The sequence below is a fragment of the Pseudomonas sp. GW821-FHT12A04 genome, from assembly GCF_058807755.1.
This window is the reverse complement of sequence record NZ_JBXAQZ010000007.1, coordinates 92574-106862: the sequence shown is the minus strand read 5'-3', so window position 1 is coordinate 106862 and position 14289 is coordinate 92574. Positions and strand designations below refer to the sequence as shown.

Sequence of the window (14289 nt, the reverse complement as noted above, 5' to 3'; positions counted from 1 at the left end):
GCTCTTAGGATTGTCTGCACGCCCATGGGTAATGCCTTGCCCGTGGCATCAATTATGACTGGACAGAGGCATGGCCACAGTGACGACACCGATCGAAGCTTTCGACATGAAGACGTTGCTGGCAGCGCTGAAGTCGTTGCGCAAAGGTGACTTCACTACGCGTATGCCGGAAGACTGGACCGGCATGCCGGGCAAGATCGCCGACACGCTCAACGAGATCATCGACATGGCAGCCGACACCACCACCGAATTCGAACGCGTGGCGCGTCTGATCGGCAAGCAGGGCAAGGTCGATGAGCGTATCGAATTGCCGATGATGAAAGGCTCATGGCAAAAGATCGTCAACTCGAGCAATGCGCTCACCAGCGACCTCATCAGCCCGATGAACGAGATCATTCGCGTTGTCGGTTCGGTTGCCGAGGGTAATTTGAACCAGCAGGTACCGCCGGTACTCAACGGCCTGAGACTGCGGGGTCAGTTCCTCAAATCCGCCGAGATCGTGAACACCATGGTGACGCGACTGGGCTCCTTCGCCTCCGAGGTGACCCGCGTGGCGCGCGAAGTCGGCACTGAAGGGATTCTCGGTGGGCAGGCCAATGTCAAAGGGGTGTCCGGCACCTGGAAAGACCTGACCGACTCCGTCAACGACATGGCCGCCAATCTGACCACCCAGATGCGCAACATCGCTTACGTGACGACTGCGGTGGCCAAAGGCGATCTGGGCAAGACGATTACCGTCGAAGCCAAGGGTGAGATTCTCGAGCTGAAGAACACCATCAATACGATGGTCGGCCAGCTCTCGAGTTTCGCTGCGGAGGTGACCCGTGTGGCGCTTGAAGTCGGTACCGAAGGCAAGTTGGGCGGTCAGGCGGAAGTGCGCGACGTTTCAGGCACCTGGCGCGACCTGACCGAATCGGTCAACGGCATGGCGGCCAACCTGACCACCCAGGTGCGCAACCTCGCACAGGTGACGACGGCGGTGGCGCGCGGCGACCTCGGCAAGAAAATTACGGTTGAAGCCAAGGGCGAGATTCTCGAACTGAAAAACACCATCAACACGATGGTCGACCAGCTCTCCAGCTTCGCCGCGGAGGTGACACGCGTCGCACTGGAAGTCGGTACCGAAGGCAAACTGGGTGGACAGGCCGAAGTGACCGGCGTGTCCGGTACCTGGAAGGACTTGACCAATTCGGTCAACGGCATGGCGGCCAACCTGACCACCCAGGTGCGCAACATTGCCGACGTGACGACGGCGGTGGCCAACGGCGACCTGTCACGCAAGATCACAGCCGAAGCGAAAGGAGAAATTCTCCAACTCAAGGAAACCATCAACACGATGGTGGACCAGCTCTCGACCTTTGCCGACGAAGTGACACGCATGGCTCGCGAAGTGGGGACTGACGGCAAGCTCGGTGGCCAGGCCAAGGTGACAGGCGTCGGTGGAACCTGGAAAGATTTGACCGACTCGGTCAACAGCATGGCGGCCAACCTGACCAATCAGGTGCGCAACATCGCCGACGTGACGACGGCGGTGGCCAAAGGCGACCTGGGACGCAAGATTACCGTGGAAGCCAAGGGCGAAATCATGGAGCTGAAGAACACCATCAACACCATGGTGGACCAGCTCAATAGCTTTGCCGCCGAAGTGACGCGGGTGGCGCGCGAAGTCGGCACCGAAGGAAAGCTCGGGGGACAGGCACAGGTGCAAGGCGTGTCCGGCACCTGGAGGGATTTGACCGAAAACGTGAACTTCATGGCCGCCAACCTGACCAGTCAGGTGCGAGGCATCGCGAAAGTGGTGACCGCGGTAGCCAACGGCGACATGAAGAAGAAACTGACACTGGAAGCCAAGGGTGAGATCGCCGAACTGGCCGATACCATCAACGGTATGACCGATACGCTGGCGCTGTTCTCCGATCAGGTGACCTCGGTGGCGCGTGAAGTGGGCGTCGAGGGCAAGCTGGGGGGCCAGGCCAACGTGCCGGGTGCTGCCGGCACCTGGCGCGACCTGACCGACAACGTGAACGGTCTGGCGGCCAACCTGACCAATCAGGTGCGCGCAATTGCCGATGTGGCGACTGCCGTGACCAAGGGCGATCTGACGCGTTACGTGGAGGTGGAAGCAAAGGGTGAAGTGGCGGAGCTCAAGGACAACGTCAACGAGATGATCCGCAACCTGCGGGAAACCACGCGGCAAAACGCGGAGCAGGATTGGCTCAAGAGCAATCTGGCGAAATTCAACCGTCTGCTGCAGGGCCAGCGCGATCTGGCGGCAGTCTCCAAGATGGTGCTGTCTGAACTGGCTCCGCTGATCAACGCCCAGCACGGTGTGTTCTACATGATGAACGAGAGCCCGCCCGATCCTGCGAAACTCAAGCTACTGTCCGCTTATGCGTACAAGGGAAACATCAATGTGAACGATGAGTGGCGGCTCGGCGAGGGCCTGGTCGGGCAATGCGCTTACGAGAAGCGGCGCATCCTGCTGACCGATGTACCCGCAGATTACGTCGCGATTTCATCCGGACTGGGCGCGGCCGCCCCGCTGAACATCATCGTGTTGCCGATCCTGTTCGAGAACAAGGTCAAGGCTGTCGTCGAAATGGCTTCGTTCACGCGCTACAGCATCATTCATCAAACCTTCCTTGATCAGCTTGCTGAATCGATTGGTATCGTGCTCAACACGATCGAAGCCAATATGCGTACCGAAGAACTGCTCAAGCAGTCGCAATCGCTGGCGCAGGAGCTGCAAAAGCAACAAGAAGAATTGAGACAGACCAACGAGGAACTGGGGGACAAGGCTGGACTGCTGGCGGAGCAGAAAGCCGAAGTCGAGCGCAAGAACCGCGAAGTCGAAATCACCAAGCTATCGCTGGAGGAGAAGGCGGAGCAACTGACGCTGACCTCGAAGTACAAGTCCGAATTCCTCTCCAGCATGTCCCATGAGCTCAGAACGCCATTGAACAGCTTGCTGATCCTGGCCCGCCAGCTCAGCGACAACGCGGAACACAATCTCACTCCCAGGCAGGTCGAATATGCCAAGACCATCCGTAGCGCGGGCAAAGACCTGCTGGAGCTGATCGACGAGATTCTCTATCTGTCCAAGATCGAGTCGGGTACGGTCACACTGGATCTGAATGAAGCGCTGTTCGCCGATCTGCACGACCAGATCGAACGCACCTTCCGGCCGGTCGCCGAAAGCCGGGGCCTCTCCTTCACGATTGAACTGGCGACTACCCTGCCCCCCGTCATCCGGACCGACGAAAAGCGCCTGCTGCAGGTGGTCAAGAACCTGCTGTCCAACGCCTTCAAGTTCACTGAGCAAGGCAGCGTCAAGATCAGCATCGCGCCCGCTGTGTCCGGGTGGAGCGTGGATAACAGCGAACTGAATCGTGCCGATGCGGTGGTCGCCTTCGTGGTCACCGACACCGGCATTGGCGTCTCGGCCGGCAAGCAGAAGCTGATCTTCGAAGCGTTCCAGCAGGGAGATACCGGAACCTCACGAAAATACGGCGGCACCGGCCTCGGCCTGTCGATCAGCCGCGAGCTCGCACACCGGCTGGGCGGTGAGCTGCGACTGATCCCCGGTGAGATCGGCAAGGGCAGTACTTTCGCGCTGTACGTGCCCTTGCGTACACAGGATGCCCAGGGTCAGACGCTAGACGAATCAGCGACAGAGGCAGTACCTGGCCAGGTCAAGCGCGACCTCATGTCAAACCCGACCGCACAGGTACTGGACGACCGCGAGTCTGTCCAACCCGGGGATCAAGTGCTGCTGATGCTCGAGGGCGACACCCGATTCGCCAGCATTCTGCTCGAGGCCGCGCACCAGAAGGGGTTCAGGGCTATCGTCACGACCCGTGGCGCGGATGCGCTGGAGCTTGTCGAGCGCTTCAAACCCGCCGCGATCACGCTGGACCCGGGCCTGACGGACATCGATGGCTGGTCGCTGCTCGAGCAGTTGAAGCGCAATTTCGCCACGCGTCACATCCCGGTCCAGATCATCTCGATCGCTGACGACCACACCCGCGGGCTGCGCTATGGCGCTTTCGACTATCTGCTCAAGCCGGTCACAGCCGACGAGATTCAAAATGCGCTGGCCGCCATCGTGGCATTCGCTCGGCGCAAGACCCGGGACCTGCTGCTCATCGACGGCGACGAAGGGAACCGCGCCCGCATCCTCGATCTGCTCGATAACACCGACGTGAAGATCACAGCGACCGACAGCGGCGCTGACGCCATGAAGAAACTGGCAAAGAAACGCTACGACTGCATGGCAATCAATCTCAAACTGCCCGACGCATCCGGCATCAGGTTTCTCGAGGCGTTGCAGGAAGACCACGCCATGCGTGAATTGCCGATCGTCGTCTATGGTGCAGAGACGCTGACCAAACCGGAACACGAGCGTTTCAGGACACTGCTCGGCAAAAGCGTCATCAAGGCCGTTCAGTCCCCCGAGCGCATACTCGACGAAACCGCTCTGTTTCTACACCGTGTCGTCGCCAGGCTGTCGCAGACCCAGCGCAGAATGCTGGAAAAACTCTATGAAGGTTCGGACAGTCTCGAGGGTAAAAAGGCCCTGGTGGTCGACGATGACGTGCGCAATATTTTTGCCCTGACCAGCGTGCTTGAGAGCAACAAAATGCTGGTGGCCACGGCCGAAAACGGCCGAACCGCCATAGAACTGCTGCAGCAGCAGCCCGATACCGACATCGTGCTGATGGACATCATGATGCCCGAGATGGATGGCTTTGAAACCATGCGCCAGATCCGTACATTCAAAAGATTTGAAGCCCTGCCCATGATTGCGCTGACGGCCAAGGCGATGATGGGTGACCGTGAAAAGTGCATCGAGGCAGGCGCCTCGGACTATGTCAGCAAGCCGGTGGATACCGACCAGCTACTGTCACTGATGCGCAAATGGCTCTATCGATGATTCTGTGCCGCGCTCATTGCGCGACAGCAAAGGTGGCAAAGTGCGCAAGGCCGGCTCGACTTTACCGGTGTTGCCGTAACGGCAAGAGGCGCTAGCGCAAACCGAAGTGGCATAAATATGCAGCAGGAACCCCCGGTATTCAATGAGAGAACCCAGGTGCGGCACCCGCTCCCGCCTGATGGCGTGCCAGCATCCGTGTTGCTGGTGGATGACAATCCCGCCAAGCTCACGGCGCTCGCCGCGGTGATTGCCGACATGGGCCTCGATATTGCCACGGCGACTTCCGGACGCGAGGCGCTGCGCCTGCTATTGCAGCGCGACTTCGCCGTCATTCTGCTCGACGTGAAAATGCCAGTGATGGACGGTTTTGAAACCGCTGCACTCATTCACGGCCGCCCGAAGTCGGCCCACACGCCCATTATCTTCGTCACGGCGGAGGCCGACACCGATTCCGAGCGTTTCCGCGGTTATACGGCCGGCGCAGTCGATTACATCTTCTCGCCGATTGTGGCCGAGGTTCTTCGCGCCAAGATCCAGGTGTTTGTCGACCTGTTCTACTTGCAGCGCAAACTGACAATGCAGGCCGAAGAATTGCTGCAATCGAAGCTGCAGCTGCGTGAACTGGCCTCCTATCAGGAGCACATCAAGGAAGAAGAGCGAAAGCGGATCGCACGGGACATCCATGACGAGCTGGGGCAGAGTCTGCTGGCGTTGCGAATCGATGTCTCCATGTTGCAGACGCGCACCAGTACCATGCACCCCAAGCTCAACGAAAAGGCCAGCGATGCTCTGAATCACCTCGATACAGCCATCCGCAGTGTCCGCAGTATCATCAATGATCTTCGGCCACCCGTACTCGATCTGGGATTGCAGGCAGCGATCGAGTGGCAACTTGAAGAGTTCCGGCAGCGCAGCGCGATCGATTGCACGATGTCGGCGAAAGACGAAAACTTCCGTTGCGATCTGAATGAAAAATCCGCCACCACTCTGTTCCGCATCGTGCAGGAATCGCTGTCGAACATTGCCCGGCACGCGCAAGCGACACAGGTGCATATCGAACTCTCCAGGGAGGGTCGCCGGCTTTACCTGCAGATCAAAGACAACGGCGTAGGCATGACGGATCGCAAAAAACTGAACTCGTTCGGGTTGGTGGGGATGAAGGAACGCATCAGCATGCTGGGCGGGGAGTTCACGATCGACAGCGCACCGGACAAAGGAACGAGATTAACGATATCGCTGCCACTGGACTGACCCGGCTGGCATCAACACCAGAACAACCACACTGCAGCCCTGCCATACTGTTCAACATGACCAGTGCAACTTTCCGCTTCTACGAGGAGCTCAACGATTTCCTGCCGGCCGAACGGCGGCGGCAACCCTTCACCTGTGAGTGCGCGCAAGGGGCGACGGTCAAGCACATGATCGAGGCGCTCGGGATACCGCACACCGAGGTCGAACTGGTGCTGCTCAATGGCGAGTCGGTGGGCCTGGAGCGGGTGATCCTCGACAATGACCGGCTGGCGGTGTATCCCAAGTTCGAAGCGCTGGACATCAGCCCGCTGCTCAAGGTTCGTGCGCAACCTTTACGGGTGCTGCGTTTCGTCGCGGATGCGCACCTTGGCGGGCTGGCCAGCCTGCTGCGCATGAGCGGCTTCGACACCCTCTACGACAATGGCTTCGAGGATAGCGAGATCGCCGAGATCGCTGCGCAGCAAGGACGCATCGTGCTGACCCGCGACCGCGAACTGCTCAAGCGGCGAATCATCAGCCACGGCTGTTATGTGCATGCCCTGAAACCGTCGCTGCAGCTGCGTGAATTGTACGAGCGCCTCGACCTGGCGCGTAGTGCGCGGCCATTCAGCCTGTGCCTGCATTGCAACCTGCCGCTGCACGAGATCAGCCTGGAACTGGCCCGGACGCAGGTGCCGCCACGCATTGGCGTCCTCTATTCGCACTTCCTGCGCTGCGACGCCTGCCAACGGGTTTACTGGGAGGGCTCGCACTGGCGCGGTATGTGCGCATTGCTGGCACCGCTGCTGAATCGATAGCCGCCAACCCTTGGCGGGAAAATAACAAAATTGCCATGTGCTCCCTTCGTTCCTTCTTGCGTCGCACTGTTCATTGCCCGTTCCCGTACGTCTGGAGTTTTCCCAATGCCCTCGCCTCATTCCTTGCCCGCTGCGCTGCTGGGCCTGGCCCTTGTTTGTCCGGCCATGACCGAGGCTCAGGGCCTGGAGCTGGGACAAGTGCTGATTGGCGCTGAGGACCAGAGCGACGAAGACCAGGGGATCGAGGACGCCAGGGCCCGGCTGGCCCAAGTGCCCGGCGGCACCAACGTTGTCGACATGCGCCGTCCGTTGCAGGGCCGCGTGGCCAGCAATCAGGATGTGCTCGCTTACCAGCCGGGGATCTATGCCCAGTCGGCGGGCAACGAAGGGGTGAAGATTTCGATCCGCGGATCGGGGATCAACCGTGCACCGGGCGCCCATGCCTCGGGGCTGTACGCCATGCTCGACGGTCTGCCGCTGACCGGCCCCGGCGGCACGCCCTATGAATTGCTGGAACCGCTGTGGCTCGACCATGTGCAAGTGCTGCGCGGCGCCAACGGATTCGACCGGGGCGCCCTGGCTCTTGGCGGGGCCATCGATTACGTCAGCCATACCGGCTACAACGCGCCGAAGTTGCAGGTACGCTACGCAACGGGCAGTCACGGCTATCAGCAGCGCCAGGTCAGCTCCGGACAGGTGCTCGGCGCCTTCGATTACTACGTGGCCATGACCGACGCCAACGCCGACGGCTATCAGGACCACACGGCCAGCGAGAGCCAGGGTGTCATCGCCAACTTCGGCTATCGCTTCAACCCCAACCTGGAAACACGCTTCTACCTGCGTCACCGCCAGACCGACAACGATCTCGCGGGACGGGTGACCAAACACTCCATCGAGCACAACCCACGGGCGGCCAACCCGGCCTACGTGGCGCGTGACGACCACCGCGACGAGCCCGGTAGCACCTTTATTGGCAACAAGACCACCTGGTACATCGATGACGATTCGAGCATCCAGACCGGCCTTGTCTACCACGACTATCCCATGGACCTGAGCGAGGGCCCCAACCGCCTGAAGGTGGCGTACACGGATGTCAGCGGCACGTTCGACTACAAGCGTCGCGACATGCTCTGGGGGCTGGAAAGCCAAAGTACCTTGGGTCTGCGAGTGACCAAACACCTGCCCAACGCCGGTGCCAGCGAGTTCGTGCGCATCCCCACCGGCAACACCGCCGGTTACGCACCGGGCACGCTGATTCGCAACTTCACCTACCAGGGCTCGGACACGGTCCTGCATGTCGGCAATGACCTGGAGATCGCCGACGACCTGTGGCTGACCACCGGACTCGCCGCGATCTATACCCGCCGTGAAAGCGCTGTCACCTACCCGCAGGAAGGTGGCAAGACCAGCCTGCACGACTGGGACTACGCCCCGCGCGTGGGCTTGCGCTACCAACTGACACCGGACCTGCAACTGTTTGGCAATCTCAGCCGCTCGGTCGAGGCGCCACATCCGTGGTCGCTGATCTATAGCTCGAACATCCGATTCCCCGCCGGCAGTGGCGTCGCCACGGGCGCCCAGCGCGAACCGGTCACGCTGCAAAACCAGACCGCCACCACCCTGGAAATCGGCGGCCGTGGCGATAGCACGCTGGGGCAGTGGAGCCTGGCCTGGTACTACGCCCAGGTGCGCCACGAACTGCTTTCGGTGCTGCCGGACGCCAACGCCACCACGCCCTACGAGCTCAACGCCAGCCCGACCGTGCACCAGGGCGTGGAAGCCAGCCTGCTGAGCCCCCTCTGGTCGCCGGGCGATGGCGGCCAATTGAGCCTGCGCCAGAGCTATACCTTCAGTGACTTCCACTACCGCGACGATGAGCGCTTCGGCGACAACCGCCTGCCGGGCCTGCCGATGCACTATTACCAGGGCGAACTGCGCTACGACTGGCCACAAGGCTTCTTCGCCGCGGTCAACACGCAATGGGTGTCGAAGGTGGCCGTCGATTACGCCAACAGCTACTACGCCGATCCCTATGCCATATTCGGCGCGACCTTGGGCTACAACGCGCCCAAGGGCGACTGGCAGACCTGGCTGGACCTGCGCAACCTGACCGACAAGCACTATGCCGCCACGGTCACGCCGGGCTACGACGACAAAGGGCTGGACGCGGCACGATCCACCCCCGGTGAGGGCATGGCAATGTACATCGGGGTGTCGTGGAGCCTGCTCTGAGGCCGTTTACCTCACTTCGTAAACACACACAACCGCGCGCGACGACTAAGCTTTTGTAACGTCACTTCGTCCCTCAAGGAGCTATCCATGAGCGCCGCCGCCCTGTCCGAACTCGATGCCGCCCTGCCCGGCCTGACCCGCAAGATCCGCGTGCTGGATGCCCTGTCCTGGCCGGACGGCGTCGAGGAAGACTTCCTGGCGAAATGGCGCGGCGGGCGGGCCGAGTTACCCCAGGTCCAGTTGCAGCCCCGCGACCACAGCGCCGACATCGCCGCCCTGGAAACCTTTATCCGCCGTTGCGATGTGGGGCATCCGGCCGGCAATTACCTGGCCATGACCGCCCGTAGCTATGCCACGGCCGGGCACATGCTGGGAGCCATCGGTACTCCCGCCTTTACGCAGTATTCATCCGCGCTGTACCGGCGCCCGGATTTCTATTACACACGCCTGCAACTGAGCATGCTTGACGCGGCCCGGTTCTTCCTCAAGACCACCGACGCCCTGCTGGGCAGTGCGCGGATTCCACCCTGCCCGGCCGAGATCCCGGCCAAGGCGTTCGCCGCCTGGATTCAACCGGAACTGGACCGATTCTTCGGCGTCGGACAAATCACGGTCGTGCTCGATCCGAACCTGGCCGCCAAGGCCATCGCCGGATCGAGCCGCATTCGCCTGCGGGCCAGCGCGCTGTTCTCGGAACTGGACAAGCATCAGCTGTTGCAACACGAGGCGTTCGTGCATGTCGCCACGGCACAGAACGGCGCGCGCCAGCCCAACCTCACGAGCCTGGGCCTGGGGGCGCCCCGCACCACACAGACCCAGGAAGGCATTGCCACCCTGGCCGAACTGTTCACCGGCAGCATGGACATCAACCGCCTGCGGCGCCTGGCCCTGCGCGTGCTCGCCGTCCAGCAGGCACTGGAGGGTGCGGATTTCATCCAGGTGTTTGAAGGTTTTCTGGCGGCCGGACAGACAGAAGAGGAATCCTTCCGCTCAACCCAACGGGTGTTCCGCGGCGCCGACCTGCGGGGCGGTTCGGCGTTCACCAAGGATGCCGCCTACCTGACCGGGTTGCTCGGCGTCCACACCCTGCTGCGCATTGCTATCCGCGACAACCGGCCGGAACTGATCGGGCATCTGTTTGCAGGGCGCCTCAGCCTGGCTGACACCGTGCGCCTGGCGCCCCTGTTCGAGTCTGGCTGGCTCAAGGGGCCGGTCTATCTTCCGGCCTGGGCCAGCGACCTGCGCCTGCTGGCCGCCAACCTGGCCTTCTCGGCGTTCATCGCCCAGATCAAGCTGGAGGTGCTGGACCTGGATGTGTTCATGGCATTCGCCGAAGAACACGAAAGCGATGCCAGTGCACATTGACCAGGAACAGGATCACACCGTTTGAAAGTCAACCTGGCTTTTTAAAATCAACTGCTACCATTAGGAAGCGGTGTCGAGGTCAGGCTCTGTGGCTTGCAAAGTCGGCTTCACCTGCCAGGGATTGATCCACTCATTTCAAGCCTGCCTGACCCCATGGGGGGTGCAATGCACAATCCATTACTTTACGCGTTGTCGGCCGTACTGTTCTTGAGCGGATCGTCCTGCCTGGCACTGGGTACGGAGGGGACCGCTGCCGCACCGGCCCCGGTTCCGGCACCCGCCGCAGCCCCCGCACCGGCAAGCACAGCCAATGCAGCGCCCGTCGCCCCGGTGGCCAAGGACCCGGTATTCACCCAGGAACAACTGGATCAGATGCTGGCGCCCATTGCGCTTTACCCGGACCCACTGTTTGCACAGGTGCTGATGGCCACCACCTACCCCGGGGAAGTCGGCGAGGCGGTCAACTGGTCCAAAGCGCACCCGGACGCCAAGGGTGACGAAGCGGTCAAACAGGTGGCGAACCAGCCATGGGATCCGAGCGTGCAGGCACTGGTCGCCTTCCCGCAGGTTCTGGCATTGCTGGGACAGGATCCCGTCTGGGTCCAGCGCCTGGGTGATGCCTTCCTGGCGCAGCCCGACGATGTCATGGAAAGCGCGCAACGCTTGCGGCGCCAGGCACAGGCCGCCGGCAATCTGCAGAGCAACCAATATCAGAACGTGACGATCCAGAATGTCGCGGCACCGGCTCCGGCTCCGGCTCCGGCGACCACGACTGCGGCACCGGCTCCAGCCCCTGAATCGGCCCCCGCCAGCAACTCCACCATCATCATTCAGCCTGCCGATCCGCAGGTGGTGTACGTCCCCACCTATAACCCGACCACCACCTACGGCACCTGGCCCTATCCGGCGTCGCCGCCCGCGTACTATCCACCGCCACCGGCCTATTACCCTGGTCAGGCCCTGATGGCCGGACTCGCGTTTGGTGCCGGAGTGGCGATCATTGGATCGTTGTGGGGTGAATGTGACTGGGGCAATAACGACATCGACATCGACGTCAATCGCTACAACAACATCAATGCCAACAACCGGATCACCAACAACAAATGGCAACACAACCCGGTGCATCGTAATGGCGTGCCCTATCGAGACAACGCAAGCCGCGCACAGTACGGCCGCCAACTCAACGGTGCCAACCAGCGTGAAGCCTATCGCGGGGACAATGCCCAACGCGCCCAGGCCCGTGAAAATGCCCGCACCTCAATGGACAGGCACGGTATCGAACGACCTGCCACCAGCAACCGCGAAGCCCGTGATCAAACACGCAAACTCCAGTCCGGGGCCTCGGGCGGCGACCGGTTACAGGCCGGTGCAGACAGACCGAAGGCGGCGGACAGAAGCCAGGGCACGGCCAGGAACACCCGGGAGAATCAGCAGCCCAGGAGAGAGACCCAGCAACCCAGGAACCAGAGCGCCCAGTTGAATCAGCGCAGAGAAGGCTCCGCGCAGACGCGGCAAGCGACGAATAAACGGCCTGCCGCCAGTGCCGGCAGTGCCCGCAACAATGCGTTCGCCGGCGCACGCTCACCGTCCCAGGCCAACGTCCAGGCCAATCGTGGCCGGGCCAGCCAGGTTTCCGCCCAACGCCCCAGTGCTTCGCGATCAGCCGGCCACCAGGTCAGCCGGCCGTCCAATCCACCATCGCGTCAAAGGGGGGGCCGTCGTTGAACAACCATCCTCGATTGAAGGGACTCACGGGCTTGCTCCCTCATGTCCTGGTTATAGCCGCCGGCTTGTTGTGGTCGTGCATGGCGACGGCACAGCAGGCCTTTCCAACCCCGGAAAAGGCCGCGGAAGCCTTTGTCGAAGCACTGGGCACGGAACACGCCGACCAGGCACGCCTGACCGAACTGCTGGGCAATGACTGGCACAATTACATCCCCCGCGAAGGCGTGCAGCGCAAAGATGTGGATGCGTTCTTGCAGCAGTACCGCGAGCAACACCACTTTGAAAACACCAGTGACCGCAAGGCTGTGCTGGCGGTCGGCAGTGAGAACTGGACACTGCCTATCCCCCTTACAAAGAACGAGAACGGTTGGCGGTTCGACATGAAGGCCGGCAGTGCAGAGATCCGTGCACGTCAAATCGGCCGCAATGAACTTGCCGCGGTGCAATCGGTGCTGGCCTATCACGACGCCCAGATGGACTATGCGTCAGTGGATCGGGACGATGATGGCGCACTCGAGTATGCGCAGAAAATCTTCAGCACCCCCGGCATGCACGATGGACTCTATTGGGACGAAGACGACAGCGGCCAGATCAGCCCGCTGGGGCCTTCGTTCGGCAAAGCCATAGCCGACGAAGAGTGGCATGGCTATCGCTTCCGCATCCTTCATGGCCAGGGTCCTTCGGCACCGGGTGGCGCCTACAGCTACCTCATCGGTGACAAGATGAGCCGCGGCTTTGCGCTGATCGCCTGGCCGGCAAAATACAACGACACCGGCGTGATGAGTTTCATGATCAGTCATGAAGGACAGGTATTCGAAAAAGACCTGGGGCCCGAAGGTGAAAAACTGGCGCTGGCGATGAAACGTTTTGATCCGGATGACAGCTGGAAAGAGGTGCCCGAAGATCAGGAGTAGCAGGCATGACCTGCTACAAGCCTTCAGAATGGTTGAACGCAGTTATCTGATCGACAGGACGAATCGATCTTCGCCCCCCGTGTTGTCGTTGCAGGAGGGTTGCTCAAGTTTGAATCCGCACCGATCCAGGACCTTTCTGGAGCCGGCGTTCTCCCTGAAGGCATACGCAACCAGTTGCGCAAGTCCCCAACGTATCCGGGCCTCCTGGATCAGGTGCCTCAGCGCCAGTGTTGCCAGCCCCTGCCCGCACACGCGTTGATCGATCCGATAGCCGACTTCGGCAGAACCCGTCGATGAGTCGATGCTTTTCAGATTGGCTCTACCGACGATTCTCTGACTGGAATCCTCGATGACAAAGGGGTGCCAGGCGCCGATGGCGAAATCGGACAAATAGCTTTCGATATGATCGGCGACACCCTGCAACGAGTAAAAAGCAGGGTCGCGCGCATCGATATGGGATTCGAACCATTCACGGTTCTGGATTTCGAAAGCCAGCAACGCTTGAGCGTCAGTCATTTTCAGCTCGCGTACGCTAAATGATTCCATTCACCGCCTCTCCTGTGCCTTGTGCCGAATCGGCTCGAGTCTATCTCATACCTGAACAACCTGGTCGGGCCGAGCCTTCCCTTCGCGAGCCCGAGCGGCTTGCACAATACATATGGAAAATCGTATATTCGAATAACCATATGTATCGAGCCACGCCAATGCTCAATCCTGCCACCGTATTCAAATGTCTGTCCGACGAAACCCGCGCCCGGGCCACTTTGCTCATCACTCGTGAAGGCGAGTTATGCGTGTGTGAGCTGGTCTGCGCCCTGGACGACAGTCAGCCCAAAATTTCCCGCCACCTTGCCCAGCTTCGCGGCTGTGGCCTGCTTCTCGACCGCCGTCAGGGGCAGTGGGTGTATTACCGGCTCAATCCCGATCTGCCCGCGTGGGTTCGCGACGTTCTCGAGACAACGTTGCTGGCAAACGCCGACTGGCTTGCGGACGACAGCACTCGTCTTGCCGCGATGGGCGACCGTCCACTCAACACTTCCGCCTGCTGCTGACCCTTCATTCATCGAGACTC

Annotated in this window: 9 protein-coding genes; 8 read left to right on the top strand and 1 reads right to left on the bottom strand. The window is 61.1% G+C overall.

What is annotated here, in order from left to right; all coding sequences use genetic code 11:
- Nucleotides 1–70: 70 nt before the first annotated feature.
- The 7 genes from AC1RS8_RS12905 (at nucleotide 71) to AC1RS8_RS12875 (ending at nucleotide 13217) form a co-directional block, all read left to right on the top strand.
- Nucleotides 71–4933 (top strand): HAMP domain-containing protein, encoded by a 4863-nt coding sequence (locus tag AC1RS8_RS12905; protein WP_489340410.1) that lies wholly within the window; start codon nucleotides 71–73, stop codon nucleotides 4931–4933.
- A gap of 117 nt (nucleotides 4934–5050) precedes the next feature.
- Nucleotides 5051–6184, top strand: coding sequence for an ATP-binding response regulator (locus tag AC1RS8_RS12900; protein ID WP_090454854.1), 1134 nt, complete (start codon nucleotides 5051–5053; stop codon nucleotides 6182–6184).
- A gap of 56 nt (nucleotides 6185–6240) precedes the next feature.
- On the top strand, nucleotides 6241–6981 hold the full coding sequence (locus tag AC1RS8_RS12895) for a Mut7-C RNAse domain-containing protein (RefSeq protein WP_057715344.1): 741 nt from the start codon (nucleotides 6241–6243) through the stop codon (nucleotides 6979–6981).
- A gap of 105 nt (nucleotides 6982–7086) precedes the next feature.
- Nucleotides 7087–9213, top strand: a complete 2127-nt coding sequence (locus AC1RS8_RS12890) for a TonB-dependent receptor family protein (RefSeq protein ID WP_489340409.1) — start codon at nucleotides 7087–7089, stop codon at nucleotides 9211–9213.
- An 87-nt stretch (nucleotides 9214–9300) separates the two neighbouring features.
- Nucleotides 9301–10578, top strand: a complete 1278-nt coding sequence (locus tag AC1RS8_RS12885; RefSeq protein WP_489340408.1) for a peptidase MATCAP family protein — start codon at nucleotides 9301–9303, stop codon at nucleotides 10576–10578.
- Between the two features lie 165 nt (nucleotides 10579–10743).
- Complete coding sequence (locus tag AC1RS8_RS12880; protein WP_489340407.1) at nucleotides 10744–12303, top strand: DUF3300 domain-containing protein; 1560 nt, start codon at nucleotides 10744–10746, stop codon at nucleotides 12301–12303.
- 80 nt (nucleotides 12304–12383) lie between these two features.
- Nucleotides 12384–13217 (top strand): DUF2950 domain-containing protein, encoded by an 834-nt coding sequence (locus AC1RS8_RS12875; protein ID WP_057715348.1) that lies wholly within the window; start codon nucleotides 12384–12386, stop codon nucleotides 13215–13217.
- Nucleotides 13218–13259: 42 nt separating this feature from the next.
- Here the strand turns inward: AC1RS8_RS12875 and AC1RS8_RS12870 are convergent, their stop codons facing one another.
- Nucleotides 13260–13763: a GNAT family N-acetyltransferase gene (locus AC1RS8_RS12870; protein WP_218498395.1), complete on the bottom strand. Its 504-nt coding sequence runs from the start codon at nucleotides 13761–13763 to the stop codon at nucleotides 13260–13262.
- Between the two features lie 158 nt (nucleotides 13764–13921).
- On the opposite strand from AC1RS8_RS12870, the gene AC1RS8_RS12865 reads away from it, so the two are divergent.
- Nucleotides 13922–14269: a metalloregulator ArsR/SmtB family transcription factor gene (locus tag AC1RS8_RS12865; protein WP_489340406.1), complete on the top strand. Its 348-nt coding sequence runs from the start codon at nucleotides 13922–13924 to the stop codon at nucleotides 14267–14269.
- Nucleotides 14270–14289: the final 20 nt, after the last annotated feature.